The 21,713-nt window shown below is 71.7% G+C and carries 22 protein-coding genes; 7 read left to right on the top strand and 15 right to left on the bottom strand.

Features of this window, described 5'->3' with window-relative positions:
- The first annotated feature begins 50 nt into the window (after window positions 1-50).
- Window positions 51-1,286, top strand: a complete 1,236-nt coding sequence (locus AB0M59_RS41840) for a helix-turn-helix domain-containing protein (RefSeq protein ID WP_364626969.1) — start codon at window positions 51-53, stop codon at window positions 1,284-1,286.
- A gap of 343 nt (window positions 1,287-1,629) precedes the next feature.
- Here the strand turns inward: AB0M59_RS41840 and AB0M59_RS41845 are convergent, their stop codons facing one another.
- Together AB0M59_RS41845 and AB0M59_RS41850 are read right to left on the bottom strand one after the other, a co-directional pair.
- The gene (locus AB0M59_RS41845; RefSeq protein WP_364626971.1) at window positions 1,630-2,055 is read right to left on the bottom strand and encodes a hypothetical protein; all 426 of its coding nucleotides are present in this window, start codon (window positions 2,053-2,055) and stop codon (window positions 1,630-1,632) included.
- A gap of 46 nt (window positions 2,056-2,101) precedes the next feature.
- Entirely contained in the window at window positions 2,102-2,968 is an 867-nt protein-coding gene (locus AB0M59_RS41850) for an alpha/beta hydrolase (protein ID WP_364626973.1), read from the bottom strand.
- A gap of 67 nt (window positions 2,969-3,035) precedes the next feature.
- Between AB0M59_RS41850 and AB0M59_RS41855 the strand changes: the two genes are divergently transcribed.
- Window positions 3,036-3,767 (top strand): TetR family transcriptional regulator, encoded by a 732-nt coding sequence (locus tag AB0M59_RS41855; protein ID WP_364626974.1) that lies wholly within the window; start codon window positions 3,036-3,038, stop codon window positions 3,765-3,767.
- A gap of 108 nt (window positions 3,768-3,875) precedes the next feature.
- Here AB0M59_RS41855 and AB0M59_RS41860 read toward each other — a convergent pair whose 3' ends face one another.
- The 10 genes from AB0M59_RS41860 to AB0M59_RS41905 form a co-directional block, all read right to left on the bottom strand.
- Window positions 3,876-4,520, bottom strand: coding sequence for a TetR/AcrR family transcriptional regulator (locus AB0M59_RS41860; protein ID WP_364626976.1), 645 nt, complete (start codon window positions 4,518-4,520; stop codon window positions 3,876-3,878).
- Between the two features lie 69 nt (window positions 4,521-4,589).
- Window positions 4,590-6,293: an NAD(P)/FAD-dependent oxidoreductase gene (locus AB0M59_RS41865; RefSeq protein ID WP_364626978.1), complete on the bottom strand. Its 1,704-nt coding sequence runs from the start codon at window positions 6,291-6,293 to the stop codon at window positions 4,590-4,592.
- A complete protein-coding gene (locus AB0M59_RS41870; protein WP_364626980.1) occupies window positions 6,290-7,042 on the bottom strand; it encodes a carbon-nitrogen hydrolase family protein in 753 nt (250 codons plus the stop codon). The genes AB0M59_RS41865 and AB0M59_RS41870 overlap by 4 nt, the downstream gene beginning before the upstream one ends.
- Complete coding sequence (locus tag AB0M59_RS41875; RefSeq protein WP_364626982.1) at window positions 7,039-8,430, bottom strand: amino acid permease; 1,392 nt, start codon at window positions 8,428-8,430, stop codon at window positions 7,039-7,041. Before AB0M59_RS41875 ends, AB0M59_RS41870 begins: the two co-directional genes overlap by 4 nt.
- A gap of 234 nt (window positions 8,431-8,664) precedes the next feature.
- On the bottom strand, window positions 8,665-9,960 hold the full coding sequence (locus tag AB0M59_RS41880; protein ID WP_364626984.1) for a HAMP domain-containing sensor histidine kinase: 1,296 nt from the start codon (window positions 9,958-9,960) through the stop codon (window positions 8,665-8,667).
- A 2-nt stretch (window positions 9,961-9,962) separates the two neighbouring features.
- A complete protein-coding gene (locus tag AB0M59_RS41885) occupies window positions 9,963-10,673 on the bottom strand; it encodes a response regulator transcription factor (protein ID WP_364626986.1) in 711 nt (236 codons plus the stop codon).
- Window positions 10,674-10,689: 16 nt separating this feature from the next.
- Window positions 10,690-11,349, bottom strand: a complete 660-nt coding sequence (locus AB0M59_RS41890; RefSeq protein ID WP_364626987.1) for an IclR family transcriptional regulator — start codon at window positions 11,347-11,349, stop codon at window positions 10,690-10,692.
- Window positions 11,350-11,396: 47 nt separating this feature from the next.
- Entirely contained in the window at window positions 11,397-12,209 is an 813-nt protein-coding gene (locus AB0M59_RS41895; protein ID WP_364626988.1) for a sugar phosphate isomerase/epimerase family protein, read from the bottom strand.
- Window positions 12,209-13,342, bottom strand: coding sequence for a dihydrodipicolinate synthase family protein (locus tag AB0M59_RS41900; protein ID WP_364626989.1), 1,134 nt, complete (start codon window positions 13,340-13,342; stop codon window positions 12,209-12,211). The genes AB0M59_RS41895 and AB0M59_RS41900 overlap by 1 nt, the downstream gene beginning before the upstream one ends.
- Before the next feature lie 325 nt (window positions 13,343-13,667).
- Window positions 13,668-14,708, bottom strand: a complete 1,041-nt coding sequence (locus AB0M59_RS41905; RefSeq protein ID WP_364626990.1) for a LacI family DNA-binding transcriptional regulator — start codon at window positions 14,706-14,708, stop codon at window positions 13,668-13,670.
- Between the two features lie 215 nt (window positions 14,709-14,923).
- Between AB0M59_RS41905 and AB0M59_RS41910 the strand changes: the two genes are divergently transcribed.
- The 3 genes from AB0M59_RS41910 to lpdA are packed head-to-tail and all read left to right on the top strand — an operon-like array spanning window position 14,924 to window position 17,594.
- Entirely contained in the window at window positions 14,924-15,328 is a 405-nt protein-coding gene (locus tag AB0M59_RS41910) for a nitroreductase family deazaflavin-dependent oxidoreductase (protein WP_364626992.1), read from the top strand.
- A 54-nt stretch (window positions 15,329-15,382) separates the two neighbouring features.
- Window positions 15,383-16,153: a lysophospholipid acyltransferase family protein gene (locus tag AB0M59_RS41915; RefSeq protein ID WP_364626993.1), complete on the top strand. Its 771-nt coding sequence runs from the start codon at window positions 15,383-15,385 to the stop codon at window positions 16,151-16,153.
- A 49-nt stretch (window positions 16,154-16,202) separates the two neighbouring features.
- Window positions 16,203-17,594, top strand: a complete 1,392-nt coding sequence (gene lpdA / locus AB0M59_RS41920) for a dihydrolipoyl dehydrogenase (protein ID WP_364626994.1) — start codon at window positions 16,203-16,205, stop codon at window positions 17,592-17,594.
- Here lpdA and AB0M59_RS41925 read toward each other — a convergent pair.
- Window positions 17,584-18,030 carry a GNAT family N-acetyltransferase gene (locus AB0M59_RS41925; protein ID WP_364626996.1) on the bottom strand — a complete coding sequence of 149 codons (447 nt, stop codon included), beginning with the start codon at window positions 18,028-18,030 and terminating at the stop codon, window positions 17,584-17,586. The genes lpdA and AB0M59_RS41925 overlap by 11 nt on opposite strands.
- 21 nt (window positions 18,031-18,051) lie before the next feature.
- Here AB0M59_RS41925 and AB0M59_RS41930 point away from each other — a divergent pair, with 21 nt between their 5' ends.
- The gene (locus AB0M59_RS41930) at window positions 18,052-18,624 is read left to right on the top strand and encodes a nucleotidyltransferase family protein (protein ID WP_364626998.1); all 573 of its coding nucleotides are present in this window, start codon (window positions 18,052-18,054) and stop codon (window positions 18,622-18,624) included.
- Window positions 18,625-18,626: 2 nt separating this feature from the next.
- Here the strand turns inward: AB0M59_RS41930 and AB0M59_RS41935 are convergent, their stop codons facing one another.
- On the bottom strand, window positions 18,627-18,980 hold the full coding sequence (locus tag AB0M59_RS41935; RefSeq protein ID WP_364627000.1) for a PH domain-containing protein: 354 nt from the start codon (window positions 18,978-18,980) through the stop codon (window positions 18,627-18,629).
- 146 nt (window positions 18,981-19,126) lie between these two features.
- Between AB0M59_RS41935 and AB0M59_RS41940 the strand changes: the two genes are divergently transcribed.
- The gene (locus AB0M59_RS41940; RefSeq protein ID WP_364627002.1) at window positions 19,127-21,031 is read left to right on the top strand and encodes a S8 family serine peptidase; all 1,905 of its coding nucleotides are present in this window, start codon (window positions 19,127-19,129) and stop codon (window positions 21,029-21,031) included.
- Between the two features lie 37 nt (window positions 21,032-21,068).
- Here AB0M59_RS41940 and AB0M59_RS41945 read toward each other — a convergent pair whose 3' ends face one another.
- Entirely contained in the window at window positions 21,069-21,698 is a 630-nt protein-coding gene (locus tag AB0M59_RS41945) for a class I SAM-dependent methyltransferase (RefSeq protein WP_364627004.1), read from the bottom strand.
- Window positions 21,699-21,713: the final 15 nt, after the last annotated feature.

Consider the following 21,713-nt stretch of genomic DNA (forward strand, 5'->3'; position numbering starts at 1 on the left):
AGGGCGTCCGGATTGACTGGGAATCCGGGCAGAGAACGAGGGGATCGGTTGTGACGGAGCACAAAGCCGGCGGCGACCTGACCCTCGGCGGGCAGCGCGTCCACGAACGGCTCACCCAGGAGGAGCCGGAGCTGATCGCGCGGGTGCTGACGCGCATCCAGGCCGACGTCGCGGACTACCGGCGGCTGCCGGTCGAGGAGCTCGCCGGCGACATCGCGCGGATCACCCGGCAGGCGGTGCGGGCGTTCGCGCGGAGCCTGCGCGAGGACCGGCAGCTCAACGACGCCGAGCTGCGGCAGATCGGCGCGTCCGCGGTGCGCCGGGCCGAGGAGGGGTTCCCGCTGGAGGCCGTGCTGACCGCGTACCACGTCGGCGCGCGGGAGATCTTCGCCGTCGGCTCGGCCGACGCGGGCAGCGCGGACGTCGCCGACCTCCTCGACGTCGCCGACCGGGTGCTGGCGTTCGTCGGCACGGTGACCGGCGCGGTGACGCGGGGCTACCTGGAGGAGCTGCGCACGAAGGTCGGGCAGGAGCACACCGCGCGGCGCACGCTGCTGTCGGTGCTGGCCGACGGCGGCCCGGTCGACGTCGTCGCCCGCAGCGCCGGGATCACGCTGCCGGCGCGATACCTGGTGCTGAGCGTCGAGCTGGGGCCGCACGCCGACGAGGCGTCCCCGGGCGTCGACGCCGACATCGCGATCCGCCGGAAGCTGCGGCGGTTCCTGGCCGCGTTCGAACAGTCTTGCGGCGACGGCGTCTTGGCGTCGCTGGACGGCCCGGGCGGGCTGGTGCTGCTGCCGCTGGCCGGGCGGCTGTCGGCGGTCTCGGAGTGGGGTTCGTTGCTGGACACGGCCGGGCGCGCGGCGGGCGTGGACGTCTTGGCGGCGGCCGACACCGCGACGCCGCCGGAGGTCCGGCTGGTAGCCGGGCGGACCGGTGAGGTGCTGGACGTCCTCCGCTGGTTCGGCCGCCCGCCGGGGTTGTACCGCCTCGACGACGTCCTGGTGGAGTACCAGCTGACCCGTCCGGGCGAGGCCCGCGACCGGCTCGCGGCGGTGCTCGCGCCGCTGGACGCGCACCCGGAGCTGGTCGAGACGCTCTCGACGTACCTCGAGCTGGACACGAACCGCCGCCGCACGGCGGCCAAGCTGCACGTCCACCCCAACACGGTCGACTACCGCCTGCGCCGCGTCCGGGACCTGACGGACATCGACCCGCTCCACCCGGCCGGCCTCCCGCGCATCATCGCGGCCCTGGCGGCCCGCCGAGCCTCCCTCCCGCGCTGACGCGTCGACCCCCACTCACGAGTGATGCCCCTCCAATCACGCGAGATGCCCTCCCAATCACGCGAATGACGCGCCCAATCACGCGAGTTACGTCCCCAGTCACGCCAGTTACGTCCCCAGTCACGCGGGTGACGTCCCTGATCACGCGAGTTCCGCGTACCGGAACGGCGACTCGCGTGCTGGAGGGGTCGGCTCGTGATTGAGCCCGGACCTCGCGTGATTGAGCACGGAACTCGCGTGATCGGAGCCGGAACTCGCGTGATGGGAAGCGGAACTCGCGTGATTGGCGGGTCGATACGGCCGGCGGGCCTCCCGATCCCGCCGACCGGAAGCCGAACCCGGGTCAGCTCGCCGTGGTCATCGCTCGCGGGGCCGGGACGTCGGCCGAGCGGCGGGGGGCCGGGATCCGGACCGGCACCGGAGGTCGGGAGACGAGCCGGGCGAAGAGGCCCAGAGCGAAAGCGGCGGAAAGCGCCAGAGCCGTGACCGCGGCAGCCGGGGAGAAGGCGAGTTCGCCGGCCCGGCCGAGCACGAACCCCGAGTCCAGCGCCCACGCCACCGCCGCGACCCCGATCGCAGCGACCACCGAACTCCAGAACGCGGTCAGCAGCACCACCGCACCCAGCGTGACCAGCGCGAACCACGGATGCCCCGTCGCCCCGCAAAGCTCCGCCAGGAGCACCGCGACCACCGCCGCCACACAGCCGAACGGGAACCCGAAGCCACCACTCATGCCGTCCAGAAAACGCGCGAACCGAACGACGAGCATGAGCCAGGACATATTCCGTACGCCCGGACCCCGGGATCTTGACGCGCTATTGACCCGTCACGCGCCCGATCGCGTCGACGATCACCGGCCAGACCGCGCGCGGCAGGTTGTGGCCCATGCCCGGGATCACCAGGAGCTCCGCGTCCGGGATCGCCTCGGCCGTCGCCTTGCCGCCGCTGACGTCGATCAGCGGGTCGGCGTCGCCGTGCACGACCAGCGCCGGTAGCCGCACCGAACGCAGGCCCGACGTCCGGTCGCCGGACGCCAGCACCGCCGCCGCGTGGCGCAGCGTGCCCACCGGGTGGCGGGCGCGGTCGTAGTGCAGCGTCGCCTTGGCCAGCAGGAACGCCTCGTCGTCCGGGTAGCCGGGGGAGCCGAGCTGCCGGTAGCCGTCGACGCTGTCGGCCAGCGCCTGCTCGCGCGTCGACGCCGGCGGCCGGGTCAGCAGCGCCAGCGCCCACGGCTCGGCCCGCCCGACCGCCGGGTCGCCGGTGGTCGACATGATCGACGTGACCGACAGCAGCCGGTCCGGGTGGTCGATGGCCAGCTGCTGCACGATCATCCCGCCCATCGACGCGCCGACGACGTGCGCGCGTCCGATGCCGAGCGCGTCGAACAGCCCGACGGCGTCGTCGGCCAGGTCCGAAAGGCGGTACGGCGCCGACGTCAGGTCACCGCCGGCCAGCGCGGCCAGATCCGGCGCGGGCAGGTCGTCGAGCCAGGTGGAGAGCCCGACATCCCGGTTGTCGTAGCGCACGACGAAGAACCCGCGGCCGGCGAGCAGCTCGCAGAACCCGTCCTCCCAGGTGATCATCTGGGCGCCGAGGCCCATCACCAGGACCAGCGGCGGACCGTCCGGATCGCCGAAGGTGTCGTACTCGAGCTCGAGACCGTTGGCCTGTGCGCGTGCCATGCCCCGATCCTGCCGTACCCGTGCGGAGCTGGCACCGGTCCCACCCGTGCCGTTACCGTTACCCCCCATGCCGACCTCATCCTCGGGTACCGGACAACGCCCCCGGTCACGGGCCGCGGCGGGACTGCCGGCGCTCACGGCCGACCGGATCATCAGCGCGGCGACGACGCTGACCGGCGAACGCGGCCTCGACAACTGGACGCTGCGGGAGCTCGCCCGCGCGGTCGAGGCCTACCCGGCGGTGATCTACCACCACGTCGGCGACCGGGACGCGGTGGTGAACGCCGTCGTCGACCGGGTCGTCGGCCTGCTGGAGCTGCCCGACCCGTTCCAGCCGTGGCAGGACTGGTTCACCGAACTGCTGGCGAGCCTGCGCGCGGTGCTGCGGGCCTACCCGGGCTGCGCCCGACGGCTCGCGCTGTTCGGCCCGTCCGTCGAGGCGGCCACGCGCAGCATCGACGCGGGCGTCGGCGTGCTGCTGAAGGCCGGCTTCGGCCGCGAAAGCGTGCTGGCCTACAACCTGCTGCTGATGACCGCGTGCCAGTTCGTCGCGATGGAGGACGACCGCGACGGCGCGCTCGCGCTGCGGATCGACAACACCGAGGCGTACGCGACCTACCGCGAGCGGGCCGACCTGCCGGGGATGGCCGAGCTCGGCGCCGCGATGCACGACCTGATGGGCGATCCCGATCTTGCCGCGGGGTACTACGCGCAGGTGTACGACTACGCGGTCCAGCGCTGCATCGACGGGCTCGCGCACCGCCTGGAAGAACTTCGCGAATCGGGCGACGACAGCTGACAGCGACTTGACAGCGCCCCGGCGTACCGTGGGCGTGCGTCGGTGGTTCGTCCGCCGACCCGGAGTCCCTGGCGCCCTCCTCCCCCTCGTGGCGCCGGGGACTTCGGTCTATTCGCGACCGTCCGGGTGCGGCGGTTCCGCCTGGATCGCCGGGAAGATCTCGCCGACGAGCGTGACGAGCGACTTGGACAGCAGCAGGTGCACCTGGGCGCGGGTCAGCGACCCGCGCACGAGCCATTCCCGCCCGGCGGACTTCACCATTCCGCCGAACGCGCGCACGAGCGCGTTCAGCTCGGGACCGTGGTCGCTTTCGCTGGACAGCCCGACGGCTTCGAGCACACGGTCGGCGGACTCGCGGTCGGCCTCTTCGAGGATGCGCTCGACCTCGAGGTCACGTCCGATGCCCTCCGGCGCGATCGCGGCCAGCCACATCCGCTCCTGGCTGGTGACCATGTCGAGGAACCACTCGATGGCGACGTCGGCCCGGAGGTCGAGCGGCCCGTCCGGCAGGATTTCGACGGCCAGGCGCGGCACGGTCAGCGCGCGCCGGATGATTTCCAGGTACAGCTCGCGTTTCGTGCCGAAGTAGTGGTTGATCAACCCCCGTGCGACGCCGGCCGCGGCGGCGATGTCCGAAGTGGACACTTCGGAGTAGGGGCGTTCACCGAACAGCCGCGCCGCGCAAGCGTAGATCTGTTCCTTCCGCTCGTCCGGTTCCAGTCTTCGCCATCTCGGCGCCGGCTCGGTGTTCATGGTCCCATCGTCGCATGACCGGTTGCCCCGGGCAGCTCAGTCTCCCGGGGTGGCACGATCGGGGCACGGTCAGTCCGGCAGCGTGATCGGGGCGATGTCGCCGAAACTGTCGCCGGGGCCCGGGTTCACGGGGTGCGTCTCGCCGCCGAAGTGGTGCAGCACACCCCAAACCGCGTTGAGAGCGGTCTGCACCGCGCCCTCGGCCCAGCCCGCCGTCCACGAGACGTCGTCACCCGCCAGGAAGAGCCCGCGGTGACGCTCCGCGAGCTCGTCCTGCACGAAGTGCGTGAACAGCCGGTGCTGGTAGCGGTAGTGCCCGGGCAGGTTCGCCTTGAACGCGCCCATGAAGTGCGGTTCCGCTTCCCACGACACGGTCACCGGGTCGCCGATGATGTGCCGCCGGACGTCGACGCCGGGGTAGATCTCGCGCAGCGACTGCAGCATCACCTCGACGCGCTCGGTCACCGAAAGCGGCAGCCACTTCAGGGAGTCGTCGGCCCACGTGTAGGACAGGCAGATCACCGCCGGCCGGTCCGGCGCGGAACCGAGCAGGTAGGTGCCGCGCGGCATCCGGTCGGTCAGCGTCATGCTCATCGTGTCGCGGCCGGTCGCCGGGTCGGGGTCGAGCCAGAACGGCCGGTCGACCGGCACGAACACCTTCGACGACTCCATGTAGTGCGTGCGCTCGATCGCCGTCCAGTGGTCGATCGGGAACAGCGCTTCGTCGCATTCGATCTTGGACAGCAGCATCCAGCTCTGCGCGGTGAACACGGCCGCGGGGTACGTCCGGATGTGCCCGGAGGCGTCGGTCACCGTGATGTTGTTCGGCGCTGTCCGGTGCAGCCTCGTGACGCCCGGCCGCGGGCCGCCTTCGTGCAGCGAAGCCAACGACGTTCCCTCGGGCCAGAAAACGATGTCCGAAGGCGCGTGTTCCCACAGCCGTAGCGGGAGCTGCTGGCTGCCACCGGTGATGCTGCGGTGCTCGTCGTCGGCGCCGGTGTAGACGACGCGCAGGATTTCCAGGATGGAGTTGGGGAAGTCGGTGTCCCAGCCACCGGTGCCGAAGCCGACCTGGCCGAAGATCTCGCGGTGGCGGAAGGAGGCGAACGCGGGGGAGTCGCAGAGGAACCCGTAGAACGTCTGGTTGTCCAGCTTCGGGACGAGCTCGTTCCACAGCCGCTTGATCGTCTTCGCGTCGCGGTCGCGGATCGCCGTCTGCATCTCGGCGAACGAGGCGTGCTCTTCCAGCGTCCGGTCCCACGCCGCGGCGACGTCGGCGAACACCGCCGGCAGGTCGGCCGGCGTCCGCGCGTAGTGGCTCTCTCCCTTGAGGTCGACGACCGTGCTCGGCGTCTCCGGCGCCAGCGGGTTGGGGAACGGCGTCGTTTCGAGACCGACCTTGCCGATGTAGTGGAACAACGCGGTCGACGCGGGTGGGAAGCGCATCGCGCCCATCTCGGCGACGACGTCGTCCGGGCAACCCGGGAACCGCACGGTGCGCAGCCGGCCGCCGATCTCGGCGATCTCGTGGACCACCGGCCGGAGGCCGAGTTTCATCAGCTCGTACGCGGTGACGATGCCGGACAGGCCGCCGCCGATCACCGCCACCTCGGTGCCGTGCCGGTGGGCCGGCACCGAGCCCAGCCCGGCGGGGTGGGCGAGGTAGTCGTCGTAGGCGAACGGGAAGTCGGGGCCGAACATGGTGATCGGGCGGCCCGCCGGCTCGTCCCGGGGGATCGCGGTCGGGATCGCGGTCGGGACAGCGGAGGTCATGCGGTGGTTCCTCGGTAGAGTTCGGGCCGCCGGTCGGCCAGGTGGGTGTTCTGCAGGCGTGACGCGAGAAGCGCGGCACGGGTGACTTCAGCGGTGATCAGCGCGGGATCCGCCCCGGCGCGGGCGAGCACCTCGCCGGTCGGGGCGACGACGCAGGAGCGTCCGCAGTAGGTCAGCTCCTGTTCGACGTCACAACGGTTGGCGTAGGCAACGAACAGCTGGCTCTCGTAGGCCCGCGCCGGCACCAGCGTGTCCGCGACGAGTTCGTACGGGCTCATCAACGCGGTCGGGACGACCAGCAGTTCCGTGCCGGCCAGCGCGTGTGCCCGCACCAGCTCGGGGAACTCGACGTCGTAGCAGATCAGCAACCCGACCCGGACGCCGGCGACGTCGGCCTGCACCACCGGCTCGTCACCCGGGGTGAACCACGCTTGGTCGAGGTCGCCGAACAGGTGCGTCTTGCGGTAGTTCACTCGCCGCCCGGCCGCGTCGACCAGTTGGACGCTGTTGTAGACGTTCCCGCCGTCGGCTTCCGGATAGCCGTACGCCAACGCGGCGCCGGTTTCCCGCGCCAGCGCGGACATCCTGGCCGCGGTCGGACCGTCGGCGGGTTCCGCGAGTTCGTGCGTGCGCGCGCCGATGTGGTAGCCGGTGGTGCTCATCTCCGCCGTGACGACGAGGTCGGCGCCGGCCGCCGCGACGGCATCGGGCAGCTCGTCGAGCGGGCCCTGGTGGATCGCGACCCTCATGCGAGCCTCGATCGCCGGATGCCGTAGCCGAAGTAGATGAGCAGGCCGAGCGCCATCCAGGCGCCGAAGACCACCCAGGTGGCGCCGTCGAGGCTGAACATCATGTAGCCGCAGCACAGCACACCCAGCAGCGGCGTCACCGGCGAGAGCGGCACGCGGAACGTGCGCGGCCGCTCGGGCTGGCGCCGCCGCAGCAGCAGGACGGCGATGTTGACCAGCAGGAACGCGAACAGCGTGCCGATGCTGGTGGCGTCGGCGAGCTTGCCGAGCGGGATGAACGCGGCCAGGACGGCGACGAAGCCCGAGACCACCAGCGTGTTGACCCGCGGCGAGCCCGACTTCGGGTCCACTTTGGACAGCGAGGGTGGCACCAGGCCGTCGCGCGACATCGCGAACAGGATGCGCGTCTGTCCGTAGAGGACGGTCAGCACGACGCTGGAGATCGCCACGATCGCGCCGACGGCCAGCAGGCCGGCCCAGAAGGAGTTGCCCGACACGACGCTCAGCACGTGCGAGAGCGCGGCTTCCTGCCCGTCGAACTGCTGCCACGGCAGGGCACCGACCGCGGCCACCGCGACCAGGCAGTACAGCACGGTGACGATGCCGAGCGAGAGCAGGATCGCCCGCGGCAGGTCGCGCTGCGGGTTCTTCGCCTCCTCGCCGGCGGTCGACGCGGCGTCGAACCCGATGTAGGAGAAGAACAGCTTGGCGGCGCCGGCGCTCACCCCGGCGAGGCCGAGCGGCAGGAACGGCGTGAAGTTGCGCGCCTGCACGGCGGTGAACGCGATCGCGCAGAACAGCACCAGCGTCGCGATCTTCACCGCGACCATGACGGCGTTGGCCCGCGCGCTCTCCTTCGCGCCGGACAGCAGCAGGAGCATCGCGAGGACCACGACGACGATCGCGGGGACGTTGACGATCCCGCCGGAGCCGGGCGGCCGGCTCAGCGCGTCGGGGATCGCGAACCCGAAGGCCAGCCGGAGCAGCTCGTTGAGGTACTGGCCCCACCCGACGGCGACCGAGGCCACCGAGACGCCGTATTCGAGGACCAGGCACCAGCCGCAGACCCAGGCGACCAGCTCGCCGAGGGTGGCGTAGGCGTAGGAGTAGGACGAACCGGACAGCGGGATCATGCCGGCGAGCTCGGCGTAGGAGAGGGCGGAGAAGAGCGCGGTCACCCCGGCGAGCACGAAGGAGAGAACCACGGCCGGACCGGCCACCGGCACGGCTTCGCCGAGGACGACGAAGATGCCGCTGCCCAGTGTCGCGCCGATGCTCAGCATGGTCAGCTGGCCGAGCCCGAGCGACCGCTTCAGCGTGCCATGATCACTTTCGGCGACCAGATCGGCGACCGGTTTCCGCCGCACCGTCGCGGCCCGCAAGTTCATGCCGACGACCGTATCTGCCGTCCTCGACGCGCAAAACAGGAGAACATTGCGCGTACAGATGAATCACAAGTGATTCATTGCACAGACTGAACGAATCGTGGCGAATCGTTCCACGTGCGGTAAGGGGCATCACCTGTGATCAGCGGGGCATCACGTGTGTCTGGAGGGGCATCAGCCGCGATGCCCCTCCAGACACGCGTGATGCCTGTCCGGACACGCGTGATGCCCGGTTCGTCACGGCGGGGCGAGTGGGTCGTCGGTCGGGAGCAGGAGCGTGAACGTCGGCGGGTCCGGGCGGCTCAGCCGCAGCCGGCCGCCTTCGGCTTCGGCGAGGCTGCGGGCCAGCCGCAGGCCGATGCCGTGCCCGGCCGTCGCCGTCGCGAACGGGTCCGTCTCGCCCAGGTCGGGCCCTTCGTCGGCGACGTCGATGGCCAGCGCGTCGCCGGCGTCGCGGGCGACCAGTGTCACCGTGCCGCGCCCGTGCGTCGCCGCGTTGTCCAGCAGCACGCCGAGCACCTGGCGGACCGCCGCGGCCGCCACCCACGCCGGCGGCGGCTCCTGGCGGGTGATCCGCAGTGTGCGCCCGTGCGGCGAGAGCAGCGCCTCGCCGGCCTGCCGGACCTCCTCCAGGAGGGCGTCGAGATCGAGCTCGGCCCGCGGTGCCCGGCGTTCGCGGCCCAGCGCCAGGAGGTCCTCGATGGTGCGTTCCAGCCGGTCGGCGGACGCGATCCCGGCGCGGATCGCCGCCCGGGGGTCCGCGCCCGGGGTCTCCAGCGCGGCCTCCAGCTGCAGGCGCAGCCCGGTCAGCGGGGTCCGCAGCTGGTGGGACGCCTCCGCGGAGAAGGCGCGCTCACGCTCGAGGGTCTCGCCGATCCGGGCCGCGGTGGCGGCCAGCGCCTCGCCGACCCGGTCGATCTCGGCGATCCCGGCACGCGGGCCGCGGGCGGTGAAGTCACCGTCGCCGAGCCGGCCGGCCGCCGCGGCCAGCTCCTCCAGGGGCCGGACCAGCCGCGCCGTGTACCGCCGGGCCATCAGCCAGCTCGCCCCGATCGCCACGACCGCCAGCCCGGTCATGCCGAGCCACGTGAGCCCCACCCGCAGGGTCAGGTCGGACACCGGCATCGCCGCGCGGACGACGCCGGTCACGCGGGCGCCGCTCACCACCGGCACGGTCAGCACGAGAGCGCCGCTCTCGCGCCCGGTGACGACGTCGACCGTGGCGCTCGCCGCCCGCAGCTCGAGCGGGCCGCCGGTCGCGGGGCCGTGGCCGGCGAGCAGCCGCCCGTCCGGGGCGTAGACCCCGACGTCGGCGCCGGCTTCGTCGTCGTCTTCCGGCGGCGGCAGGACGGGCGGCCGTCCGCTGGTCAGGTCGTCGGACACGGCGAGCGCGGCGGCGTCCGCGGCCCGCTCCAGGTCGGTGGTGGCGTCGTCGCGGTAGTACTTCATCACCGCGACGCCCAGCGGCAACGCGAACAGCACGGTCGCGACCAGGGCGGCCAGCACCGTCAGGGAGATGATCCGGCGGCGCACGGTCAGCCTTCGGCGAGCGACCGGGAGGGGTCCTCCAGCCGGTACCCGTGCCCGCGCAGGGTGGCGATCCGGGGCACCTCGGCATCGGGACCGGCCGCCGACGCGAGCTTGCGGCGCACCGCCGCGATGTGCACGTCCAGGGTCTTCGTCGAGCCGTACCAGTGCGCGTCCCAGACCTCGGACATCAGCGTCTCGCGGCTGACGGCGACGCCGGGCTGCTCGGCCAGCCGCGCCAGCAGGTCGAACTCCTTGGCCCGCAGCACGACCTCGCGCCCGCCCAGGGTGGCGCGGCGGCCGGCGATGTCGACGGTCAGCCCGCCGATCGTCACCGGGGGCCGCGCCGCGGCCGGCGCTCCGCGGCGCAGGTGCGCGCGCACCCGGGCCAGCAGCTCGCCCAGCCGGATCGGCTTGGTCAGGTAGTCGTCGGCACCGGCGTCGAGGCCGACGACGACGTCCATCTCCTCCTGCCGCGCGGTGAGGATGACCAGCACCGAGGCGGGCAGCGCGGCCCGCAGCCGGCGGCAGACCTCGACGCCGTCCAGGTCCGGCAGGCCGAGGTCGAGCAGCACGAGGTCGAAGTCGCCGGTCCCGGCGGCCTGCAGGGCGGTGCGGCCGTCTCGCCGCCAGCACACCTGGTGACCGTGCAGTCGCAGGGTCGATTCGAGCACGCTGCCGATCGCCGCGTCGTCTTCCACCACCAGCAGGTTCGGCATGCCGGGAGCCTACGTTCTACTCCGGCCGGGCACCGAAACCGATGCGCGAAATACGACGTGAGGCGTCCGTCACGCCCGCGCCGAGTTGCGCCACCGCCTCCGCCGTGAAGCGGGTCGTCGGGCCGGTGACGGCCAGCGCGGCCAGCAGCCGCCCGTCGGCGTCGAGCACCGGGGCGGCGACGCTCGACGCGCCCGGCTCCGGCTCGCCGTGGCTGACCGCGGTGCCCTCGGCGCCGGCGAGCACCCGCCCGGCGGCCGCGCACCCGAGCGGCAGCTCGTCCCCGGCGCGGCCGACGTGCCGGATGGCCCGCGAGCCCTCCTGCTGGGCCACGCAGACGAGCACTTCGGTACTGCGGACGTACAGGTTGACCGTTTCGCCGCAGTCCTGCGCGAGGTCGCGCAGGACCTGGCGGACCGGCTCGGGCAGCTGCCACGCGGTGTTCGCCAGCTGGGCCCAGCGCAGCATCCCCGGCCCGACGGTGACCCGCCCGTCGGGACGCGTCCAGAGCAGTCCCCGTTGCTCACAGGTGGCAACGAGCCGCAGCACGGTCGTCTTCGCGAGGCCGCTCGCGGCGGTGAGGTCCTTGACCGCCCACGTCCGGCGGCGTTCGGTGAAGAGAGCCAGCAGGTCGAACGCGCGCAGCACGCTCCGGACCGCTCCGTCGTCTTCCGCCATCACCGAGCGACCCCCGTCCGCCTGATGGACCCCAGCCTACCGGCGGGTCAGGCCACGTGGCGCTCGAACGCCGCGACGGTCTGGGCGAGCACCTCCGCCCCCGGCCGCGCCCACAGCCCGGCGTTGAACACCTCGACCTCGATCGGGCCGGTGTAGCCGGCCGCCTCGACGCGGGTGCGCAGGTGGCGGTGGTCGATCGGGCCGTCGCCCGGCAGCGCGCGGCCCAGCAGCGGGTCGGGCAGCGGCACGAGGACGTCGCACACGTGGAACCCGGCGATCCGGCCGGCGGCCGCGGCGATCGACTCCTCGATCCGCGGGTCCCACCAGACGTGGAACTCGTCGACGATCACCCCGACCTGCGCCGCCGGGTGCTCGGCCGCGATCGTCAGCGCTTGATCCACAGTGGACAGCACGGACCGGTCCGCGCACTGCATCGGGTGCAACGGCTCCAGGCCGAGCCGTACGCCGCGTTCCCCGGCGTACGGCGCGAGCTCGCCCACGGCGTCCGCGACCCGCTGCCGGGACGCGGGAAGGTCGTTGCCGGCGATCCCGCCGACGACCAGCACGAGGACATCGGCGCCCAGCGCGGCCGCTTCGTCGATCGCGTCCCGCGTCTGGGCCACACCGTCCACAGGGGACCCTTCCGGTGTCACGCCGGTGAAGAACCCACCGCGGCACAACGACGAAACCCGGACACCGTGCTGCTTGAGCAGGCGTGCGGCCTCGTCGACGCCGGTCTCCGCGACCTTGTCGCGCCACAGCCCGATCCAGCCGACGCCGGCCGCGGCGCACCCGGCCACGGCTTCGGGCAGCGACCAGGCCTTGGTGGTGATCTGGTTGAGGCTGAACCGCGGGTCCATCACGCCACCCCCGCGGCCTGCAGCAAGGGGCGCATCCGGGCGACGGCCAGGTCGGGGTCGGCGAGCACACCGGCCGAGTCGGCCAGGCGGAGCAGCGTCGCGAGGTGGGTGATCGTGCGCGCGGACTCGCTCCCGGCGAGCATCCGGAAGTGCTCTTGATGGCCGTTCAAGTAGGCGAGGAAGACGACACCGGTCTTGTAGTGCCGGGTCGGGGCGCGGAAGATCTCGCGCGCCAGCGGTACGGTCGCGTCGAGCAGGGCGTGGAACCCGGCGCGGTCGCCGTCGTCCAGACGGCGCAGCCCCGCCGCGGCGACCGGCGCGATCGGGTCGAAGATGCCGAGCAGGGCTTCGCTGTGGCCCTGGTCGTCGCCCGCGATGAGCTCCGGGTAGTGGAAGTCGTCGCCGGTGTAGCAGGCGACGCCGTCGGGCAGGGTTCGCCGGAACTCCGTCTCGACCTCGGCGTCGAGCACCGAGACCTTCACGCCGGCGATGGTGCCCGCGTGCTCGGCGCAGAGTTTCGCCAGTTCGCGGGCCGCGGCGCGGACGTCGTGATGGCCCCAGTAACCGGCCAGCGCGGGGTCGAACTGCTCGCCCAGCCAGTGCAGCAGGACCGGGCCGCTCGCCTCGGACAGCAGCTTCCCGTAGGCCGCGTGGTAGTCATCGGGACCCTTCGCGGCCGCGGCCAGCGCCCGGCTCGCCATCACGACCGGGACCGCGCCCGCGCCGCCGACCAGGTCCAGCTGCTCGCGCCAGGCGTCCACAATGGACGCCGGAGTGGCGGGCCCGGCCGGCAGCTGGTCGGTGCCGACGCCGGCGCACCAGCGGCGTCCCGCGGCGATCGCGCCGGTGCGGGTGACCAGCTCCTTGGTCGTGGCCCAGTCGAGGCCCATGCCGCGTTGCGCGGTGTCCATGGCCTCCGCGACGCCGAGCCCGCACGCCCAGAGGTGCTCGCGGAAGGCCAACGTGGTGTCCCAGTCGACGGCGCCGGGCTCGTCGGCGAGCGCGTCCGCGACGACGTGCACGGCGGCGTAGGCGATCCGCGACGCCGGCGGTGCGCCCGGTGGCCCGGGCAGCGGCGGGCCGGACGGTGACCAGTTCACGAGCCCGCCGCCGGGGACCGGGAGCAGGAGCATCGGGAGACCTCCGGAGGATCTGGAAAGCGCTTTCTCATTTCCACGGTAGGGCCTGTGCCAGAGCACGACAAGGCCCGGCCGGGTGCCATGAGGGGCACCCTCATGGACTTGAGAGCCAGGATTCCGGCAAAGTCCCGGTCGCACGCTCGCCGCCCGGTCCCACCCAACGTCTTGAATGACTCATTCAGGTCTTCGGAGGTCCTGAATGACTCATTCAAGACACGCCGACGCCCGAGCAACCCCCGCTCCGACCTGGCCACCCGCCTTTGCCGAGACCCTGGGCTCAAGAGCCATGAGGGTGCCCCTCATGGCGATCGGCCGGGCGTCAGCGCTTGGGGCGCCCGGTGCTCTCCCGCAGGACGACCTCGCCGGAGAGCCGGATGGTCCGCGGCCGGGTACCCCCGGCGCCCTTGATCGCCAAGTCCATCGCCCGCTCGCCCAGCTCCTCCAGCGGCAGCCGGACCGTGGTCAGCGCCGGGGCCAGATCACGGACCACCGGGATGTCGTCGAAGCCCGCGACCGAGATGTCGCCGGGCACGGACAGGCCTTCCTCGCGCAACGCCGTCAGCGCGCCGATCGCCATCACGTCGGTGACGGCGAAGACGCAGGTCGGCAGCTTGCGCTTGCGGCCGGCGAGCAGCCGCTTCGTCGCGTCGTAGCCGCCGTCGCGGGTGAAGGCGGCCTCGACGATGTCGTCTTCGTGCAGGCTGATGCCGTGTTCGGCGAGCGCGTCGGTGAACCCGGCCAGCCGGTCGATGACCGTGCTGAGCTTCCGCGGCCCGGCGAGCACGGCGAACCGCTTGTGGCCGAGGCCGACCAGCGCCTCGGCCAGCGCCGCGGCGCCGCCCTTGTTGTCCGGCTGCACGGTGTCGATCTTGAGCCCGCGGTGCCGGCTGACTGCCGCGACCTGCCCGCCGCCGCGGCGGTACGGCTCCAGCTCGGCCGCCATCGCGCGTTCCCATGCCCGGTCTTCGAACGCCGAGCCGATCAGCAGGATCGCCGCGGCTCGCTGCGCGCGCAGCGTCGAGACGTAGGCGACCTCGCGGTCCGGGTCGCGGAAGGTGCCGGCCAGCATCACGAGCAGCCCGTTGTCGGTGGCCACCCGCATCACCCCGCCGGCGATCGCCGCGAAGTACGGGTCGCTGACGTCGTGGCAGATCACGCCGACCGTGCGGTGGGTGCCGCCGGCGAGCGCCTGGGCGTGCGCGTTCGGGGCGTAGGCCAGCTCGGCCGCGGCGGCGGAAACCCGCTCCCGCAGGTCGGCGCGGACGGACGCGGTGCCGTTGAGCACCCGCGACGCCGTCGCGAGCGAGACGTTCGCGCTGCGTGCCACGTCTTCCAGTGTCACGTGCGGCCGGGCCTTCATGGCTGGCTCCTCCAAGATCGGGTTCGAGTGTCTCCGCGTGCTCGGTCGGTGCAATCTACTGGGAGGGGGGTGGGCCGGGAGAAGCCGCTGGCCGGGGGACCTGACCCGTTCGAGTGAATGCGAGGGAAGATCGGCGGCGGCGCGTGTGTTGTAAACAAGGAAAACCTTCAAGTGGTGAGCCCGCCACTGCTGATCGACCGCGAAAGGAACCACGCATGCTGTTCGGTGACGAGCACGTCCGCCGCTACGAGGAGACCGATGGCGAGGTCGGCCACGAGTGGAAGGAAGGCGTCCCGACACTGGTGCTGACCACCAAGGGCCGCAAGACCGGTCAGGAACGCAAGTTCGCCCTGATCTACCAGGAGATCGACGGCAACCCGGTGATCGTGGCCTCCAAGGGCGGCGCGCCGAACCACCCCGGCTGGTACTTCAACCTCGTCGAGACCCCCGAGGTCGGCGTGCAGGTCAAGGCCGACAAGTTCACGGCCCGCGCCCGCACCGCCGCCGGCGAGGAGCGCGCGAAGCTGTGGGAGAAGCTCGCCGCCGTCTGGCCGGACTACAACAACTACGCGAAGAAGACGGACCGCGAGATTCCTGTGGTGGTTCTCGAGCGACTGTGATCTGCGCCGCGTTCGGCGGGGGAGTGGGCCGATCCGGCCGGTCGTCGGCTACGAATGACGGTCATGGACCGCTGGACCGCGCTGCACACCGAAGGTGAGCTGCTCACCCGACGCCAGATGATCGCCTACGGCCGGCGCTTCGCCCGCGCCGGCCGGGGCGCCTGGTACAGCTTCGCGATCGAGGTGGTCTGGCAGTTCCTCGTCCAGACGACCCGCTTCCGGGTGCGCGGCTCGCACCACATCCCGAAGTCCGGCGGCGTGCTGGTGGCGTCGAACCACCTGTCGTTCGCCGACCCGGCGACGTTGACGGCGTTCTGCCTGGCCGCCGGCCGCGTGCCGCGGTACCTGGCGAAGGCCTCGCTGTGGAAGCTGCCGGTCCTGGGCCGCGTGATGCGCTCGGGGCGCCACATCCCGGTGTACCGCGGCGCGGCGACGGCGGCGGAGGCCTACCGCGACCTGGTCGCCTCGGTGCGGGACGGCGAGTGCGTCGCGGTCTTCCCCGAAGGCACGTTCTCGAAGGACCCGGCCGGCTGGCCGATGCGCGGCAAGACCGGCATCGTGCGCGCCGCCCTGGAGACCGGCGCGCCGGTGATCCCGGTGGCGAACTGGGGCACGCACCACCTGCTGCCGTCGACGGCGTGGTTCCCCCGCGGGCTGCCGCGCAAGACGGTCGACCTGGTCGCGGGACCACCGGTCGACCTGTCCGACCTGCGTGACCGGCCGCTCACCCGCGAGGTGCTGGAGGAGGCGACGGCCCGGATCATGGCGGCGGTGACGGCGCTGCTCGAGACGATCCGCGGCGAGGAGCGCCCGGTCGCCGCCTGAGGTCCGCGTCACCCCGCCCGGACCTGGCGGAAGGGGTAGTTTCGGGCGTATGAGTGCACAACACTTTGATGTCGTCGTCTTGGGGGCCGGAGTCGGCGGGTACGTCGCGGCGATTCGCGCGTCGCAGCTGGGGCTGAGCGCCGCGGTGGTCGAGGAGAAGTACTGGGGTGGCGTCTGCCTGAACGTCGGGTGCATCCCGTCGAAGGCCCTGCTGCGCAACGCCGAACTGGCGCACGTCGTGACGCAGGAGGCGAAGGCGTTCGGCATCTCGTCCGACAGCCCGATCAAGGTCGACTACACGGCCGCCTACGAGCGGAGCCGGAAGGTCGCCGACGGGCGCGTCAAGGGCGTGCACTTCCTCATGAAGAAGAACAAGATCACCGAGTTCGACGGGCACGGCACGTTCGTCGACGACCACACCCTCGAGGTGAACGGGTCGCAGGTGACGTTCGACCACTGCATCATCGCCACGGGCGCGACCACGCGGCTGCTGCCCGGGACGTCGCGCAGCTCGCGCGTGGTGACGTACGAAGAGCAGATCCTCTCGAGCGAGCTGCCGTCGAGCATCATCATCGCCGGCGCGGGCGCGATCGGCGTCGAGTTCGCCTACGTGCTGCACAACTACGGCGTCGACGTCACGATCGTCGAGTTCCTCGACCGCATGGTGCCCCTGGAGGACGCCGAGGTGTCGGCTGAGCTTTCGCGCCGGTACCGGAAGCTGGGTATCAAGGTGCTGACCTCGACCCGCGTCGAGTCGATCGACGAATCCGGTTCGCCGGTGCGCGTGACCGTGTCGTCGGAGAAGAACGGTGAGCAGGTCCTCGAGGCCGAAAAGGTGCTGCAGGCCATCGGTTTTCAGCCGCGGGTCGAGGGCTACGGGCTGGAGAAGACGGGCGTTTCTCTCACCGACCGCGGGGCGATCGCGATCGACGGCCGCGGGCGCACGAACGTCGACCACATCTTCGCGATCGGCGACGTGACGGCGAAGCTGATGCTCGCGCACGCGTCCGAGTCGATGGGCGTGGTCGCGGCGGAGACCATCGCCGGTGCGGAGACCATGGAGCTCGACTTCCCGATGATTCCCCGGGCCACCTACTGCCAGCCTCAGATCGCGAGTTTCGGGTGGACCGAGGAGCAGGCTCGGGAGAAGGGTTTCGACGTCCGGGTGGCGAAGTTCCCCTTTACCGCCAATGGAAAGGCTCAGGGGCTGGGCGACGCCGGTGGGTTCGTCAAGCTGATCAGCGACGCCGAGTACGGGGAGCTGATCGGTGGGCACCTCATCGGGCCGGATGTCACCGAGCTGCTGCCGGAGCTGACTTTGGCTCAGCAGTGGGATTTGACCGTGCACGAGGTTTCTCGGAACGTGCACGCGCACCCGACGCTGGGTGAGGCGGTCAAGGAAGCTCTCCACGGCCTCGCCGGGCACATGATCAACCTGTAGGGACGTCGAAGCGGAGCTCCGGCCGGTCCCACCGCACCTTCGGCGGGACCGGCGGGATCGTCCCGGTGCGCCGCGCGCCCATCCGGAGGTAGAACGGCAGGGCGGGCGGGTGCGAGACGACGCGGACGCTGCGCATCCCTCGCGTGCGGGCTTCCTCGAGCAGGTGGGCGACCAGGCGCGCCCCGAGGCCCAGCCCCTGCGCGGCGTCCGCCACGAACAGGATGTCGAGTTCCGGTGGATCCTCGAGCAGCGCGTAGAAGCCGAGAATCTCGTCGCCGGTCATGGCGACGAAGGTCGGGTTCGTTTCGACGTAGCCGGGCGTGACCGCGTAGCCGTCGAGGATCGACGCGTAGACGCCTTGGTACGCAGATGATGCGTGCATCAGTGCGGTCAACGCGCCGGCTTGGTGCGCCGTCGCGCGGCGGATTTCGACCATGCCGCAGCCTACGATGGACGCATGGCGGATTTCGACCGACTTCGGGACGTCCTGGCGCACAACGAGATCCTCGTCGAGCTGCTGCGCCGGGCCCGGGAGTTCGACCTGCCGCACTGGTACTTCGCCGCCGGGTGCGTCGTGCAGACCGTGTGGAACGTCCTCGACGAGCGGGACGCCGCACGCGGGATCAAGGACTACGACCTCGTCTACCACGACGCCGCCGACCTCGGCTGGGATGCCGAAGACCGCGTGATCCGGACCGTGGCGGCCGCCTGCGACGACCTCCCCGTCGAGGTGGAAGTGCGCAACGAAGCCCGCGTGCACCTTTGGTACGAAGCCAAGTTCGGCCTTCCCTGCCCGCCCTACGCGACCACGGAGGCGGCGATCGACGCCTTCCCTTCGGTCTGCTCGTGCGTCGGCGTCCGCCTCCGGCGTGACGGGACCTGGCACTTCCACGCGCCGCGCGGGCTCGGCGATCTGTTCGGGATGGTCGTGCGGCCGAACCCGGGGCTCGCCCCGCGCGAGGTCTACGAAGCCAAAGCCGCCCGGTGGCTGACCCAGTGGCCGCGGCTGTGGGTGCTGCCCTGGCCTTGACTTCAGAGTACGTGGGACGCGATCAGGTGGCCCAGCTGGCGGATGTCCGCGCTGCCCTTGAACTCCAGACGTACCTTGCCGAGGCCGCTGAACCAGAGATCGAGTTCGGCGTCCAGGTCGAAGGTGCCCGCCGTTTCGATCGAGAACGCCTGGATCTTGCTGTAGGGCAGTGAAGTGAAATCCTTCTTCTTGCCCGTGACGCCCTGGACGTTCACCGCGACCAGGCGCTTGTCCGTGAACACCACGAAGTCGCGGACGGCTTTGAAACAGGCGATCACCTGTTCGCCGTGGATGATGATCGTCTTCGGCTCATCGCGAGATCGAGACCGGGCACGGCCGGGGAAAATCGTTCTCATGTTTCCCCGATCGTTCCAGGATGTGGACGAACGGACGTTCCCGACTTTGGTCGCTGGATCCCTGCCCGGTCACTCCTTAGATTCTCCCCATTACACCCGGTCGGGTGTCATTCGGTCGAGTGACCGAGTAGCGCAGGGAGAAATCGATGGTGAGATTCAGCCGGGTCGCCGCGCACGCGGTTCCGCTGACGGTCGGCGCGTTGCTGCTGACGACGGGGGTTTCGGTGGCGCAGCCGTCCACGGTGGACGCGGCCGCCGCGCGCACCGAGGCGGGCATCAGCGCGCTCCAGGGCATCAAGAAGAGCCTGACCCCCGCCGAGCGCAAGCAATCGAGCCAGCTCGTCGTCGAGAAGCGGTTGCGGGCCGACCGGACCCTCGCCGCGAAGCTGCCCGACTACCGCTCGGGCCTCGGCGTCAGCGGCGCCGGCACCGTCTCGGTCGAGATCGCCGCCACCGGTGACCAGGCCGTCGCGAACGCGGTCAAGGCCGCGGGCGGCACCGTCCGCTTCGCCGCGAGTGGCGCCGTCCGCGCCGACCTCCCGCTGTCCGCCGTGGACGCGATCGCCGGCCGCGCCGACGTCGCCGAAGTCAAGCCTGCCGCGCAGGCGACGACCTGGAGCGAGCAGGGCAACCGGGACTTCCGCCAGGCCGCCGCGGCACAGGCCGCCGCCGCGACCCAGGTCTCCGAGGGCGACAAGGCGCACGGTGCCGACACCGCCCGCACCACCTACGGCGTCAGCGGTTCCGGCGTCAAGGTCTGCGTCCTCTCCGACGGCGTCGACTCGCTCGCGAAGTCTCAGAGCGCCGGCGAGCTGCCCACGGTGGACGTCCTGTCCGGCCAGAAGGGCAGCGGCGACGAGGGCACCGCGATGCTGGAGATCGTCCACGACCTCGCGCCGAACGCCGCGCTCGGCTTCGCGACCGCGTTCACCAGCGAGGCCAGCTTCGCCGCGAACATCCGGGCGCTGCGCACCACCGGCCACTGCACGATCATCGTCGACGACGTCGCCTACTTCGACGAGTCGCCGTTCCAGGACACGCAGGTCGCGCAGGCGGTCAACGAGGTCACCGCGGCCGGCGTCCTCTACTTCTCCTCGGCCGGCAACTCGGGCAACGCGGCCGACGGCACGAGCGGTTACTACGAGGGCGATTTCCGCGCCTCTTCGTCGAAGATCAGCGGCGTCACCGGCACCCCGCACGACTTCGACCCGAGCGCCACGACGCAGAACTTCGACGCACTTTCGGCCGGCTCGCTCGGCAAGCCCGTGACGCTGTTCTGGTCCGACCCGTGGGGCAAGTCCGCCAACGACTACGACCTGTTCATCCTGAACTCGGCGGGCAGCGTCGTGGCGTCGAGCGAGAACGGCCAGTCCGGCTCGCAGAACCCGTACGAGATCGCGAACGTGCCTTCGACGGGCTCCGGCTACAAGGTCGCGGTGGTCAAGTACAGCGGCGCCGACCGGTTCATCGCGCTCAACGTGATCCGCGGCCGGTTCGTGGCTTCGGGTTCACTGAAGGCGTTCAGCACCAACGGCGTCACGAACGGCCACTCGTCGGCGGCGAGCGCGTTCAGCGTGGCGGCGGCCCCGGCCGGCCCCGCGTTCACGCGGCCGCTGGAAGCCGGTGACCCGGCCAACCCGGTGGGCCCGTACCCCGGCCTGTTCAGCGCGGCGAGCAAGTGGGAGCGCTTCTCCTCCGACGGCAAGCGTCACCTGTTCTACAACGCGGACGGTACGGCGGTCACGCCGGGCAACGTGTCCTCGACCGGTGGTACGACCCGGAACAAGCCGGACATCACGGCGGCGGACGGCGTGGCGACGTCGGTGACCGGCTTCCAGCCGTTCTACGGCACGTCGGCGGCGGCCCCGCACGCGGCGGCGATCGCGGCGCTGCTCCTGTCGGGCAAGCCGACCGCGACGCCGGCGCAGATCCGGAGCGCGCTGGTGTCGTCGGCGATCGACCTGGGGACGCCCGGGTTCGACACGGTGACCGGCGACGGCGTGATCATGGCCGGCCCGGCGCTCGCCGCGCTGGGGGTGGCGGCGAAGTAGGTGCCGATCGCGAATAGGGCCCGGCGCTCGCCGGGCCCTATTTGCGCGTGACCAGCAGGTGGAAGCCGAGGCCGCTGTGGGCGAACCGCTCGTGCCGCAGCGGGCTCAGCCCGGCCGCGGTCAGCGCCGTCTCCAGCTCGGGCACGGGCCGGATGCGGAAGCCGTTGTCGGTCAGCATCCGGGCCCGGGCCATCATGTCCGGATCGCCGACGCCCAGCACGAAGCGTCCGCCCGGCGCGAGCACCCGCGCGATCTCGGCGAGCGCGGCGTCGAGGTCGTCGACGAAGTAGACCGTGTTCGTCGTGACGACCGCGTCGACCGAACCGTCGTCGAGGGGCAATGCCGTCATCGGCCCCTCGCTCAGCGCCAGCCTGCCCGCGGCGATCTCCCCGCGGAACGTGGCGCGGGCCCGCTCGAGCATGGTCCGCGAGATCTCCACGCCCCGGACCGAGGTGGTTTCCCGCAGCAGGAGCCCGAGGCCGAGGCCGCCGCCGAAGCCGATGTCCAAGGCGGTTTCGCCGCCCGACAGTTCCAGGGCCGCCACCGCTTTCACCACCGCTGCGCGGTTGCGGCGGTTGAGCATCGCTCCGACGAGCCTGCCCCGCAGGCCGCTAGGGTGGCCGAGTTGCCGGGCCAGCCCGGCCTGGAAGCGCTCGCGAAGTCCCATGCGGGCAGTCTAGGA

Origin of the sequence: Amycolatopsis sp. NPDC051371 (assembly GCF_040682155.1) — a bacterium.
Taxonomy (GTDB): Bacteria; Actinomycetota; Actinomycetes; order Mycobacteriales; family Pseudonocardiaceae; genus Amycolatopsis.

Coding starts and splice junctions, on each gene's coding strand:
- AB0M59_RS41845 (WP_364626971.1), bottom strand. CDS start 2,055: ATGCTCGTCGTTCGGTTCGCGCGTTTTCTGGACGGCATGAGTGGTGGC.
- AB0M59_RS41850 (WP_364626973.1), bottom strand. CDS start 2,968: ATGGCACGCGCACAGGCCAACGGTCTCGAGCTCGAGTACGACACCTTC.
- AB0M59_RS41855 (WP_364626974.1), top strand. CDS start 3,036: ATGCCGACCTCATCCTCGGGTACCGGACAACGCCCCCGGTCACGGGCC.
- AB0M59_RS41860 (WP_364626976.1), bottom strand. CDS start 4,520: ATGAACACCGAGCCGGCGCCGAGATGGCGAAGACTGGAACCGGACGAG.
- AB0M59_RS41865 (WP_364626978.1), bottom strand. CDS start 6,293: ATGACCTCCGCTGTCCCGACCGCGATCCCGACCGCGATCCCCCGGGAC.
- AB0M59_RS41870 (WP_364626980.1), bottom strand. CDS start 7,042: ATGAGGGTCGCGATCCACCAGGGCCCGCTCGACGAGCTGCCCGATGCC.
- AB0M59_RS41875 (WP_364626982.1), bottom strand. CDS start 8,430: ATGAACTTGCGGGCCGCGACGGTGCGGCGGAAACCGGTCGCCGATCTG.
- AB0M59_RS41885 (WP_364626986.1), bottom strand. CDS start 10,673: ATGCCGAACCTGCTGGTGGTGGAAGACGACGCGGCGATCGGCAGCGTG.
- AB0M59_RS41890 (WP_364626987.1), bottom strand. CDS start 11,349: ATGGCGGAAGACGACGGAGCGGTCCGGAGCGTGCTGCGCGCGTTCGAC.
- AB0M59_RS41895 (WP_364626988.1), bottom strand. CDS start 12,209: ATGGACCCGCGGTTCAGCCTCAACCAGATCACCACCAAGGCCTGGTCG.
- AB0M59_RS41900 (WP_364626989.1), bottom strand. CDS start 13,342: ATGCTCCTGCTCCCGGTCCCCGGCGGCGGGCTCGTGAACTGGTCACCG.
- AB0M59_RS41905 (WP_364626990.1), bottom strand. CDS start 14,708: ATGAAGGCCCGGCCGCACGTGACACTGGAAGACGTGGCACGCAGCGCG.
- AB0M59_RS41910 (WP_364626992.1), top strand. CDS start 14,924: ATGCTGTTCGGTGACGAGCACGTCCGCCGCTACGAGGAGACCGATGGC.
- AB0M59_RS41915 (WP_364626993.1), top strand. CDS start 15,383: ATGACGGTCATGGACCGCTGGACCGCGCTGCACACCGAAGGTGAGCTG.
- lpdA (WP_364626994.1), top strand. CDS start 16,203: ATGAGTGCACAACACTTTGATGTCGTCGTCTTGGGGGCCGGAGTCGGC.
- AB0M59_RS41925 (WP_364626996.1), bottom strand. CDS start 18,030: ATGGTCGAAATCCGCCGCGCGACGGCGCACCAAGCCGGCGCGTTGACC.
- AB0M59_RS41930 (WP_364626998.1), top strand. CDS start 18,052: ATGGCGGATTTCGACCGACTTCGGGACGTCCTGGCGCACAACGAGATC.
- AB0M59_RS41935 (WP_364627000.1), bottom strand. CDS start 18,980: ATGAGAACGATTTTCCCCGGCCGTGCCCGGTCTCGATCTCGCGATGAG.
- AB0M59_RS41940 (WP_364627002.1), top strand. CDS start 19,127: ATGGTGAGATTCAGCCGGGTCGCCGCGCACGCGGTTCCGCTGACGGTC.
- AB0M59_RS41945 (WP_364627004.1), bottom strand. CDS start 21,698: ATGGGACTTCGCGAGCGCTTCCAGGCCGGGCTGGCCCGGCAACTCGGC.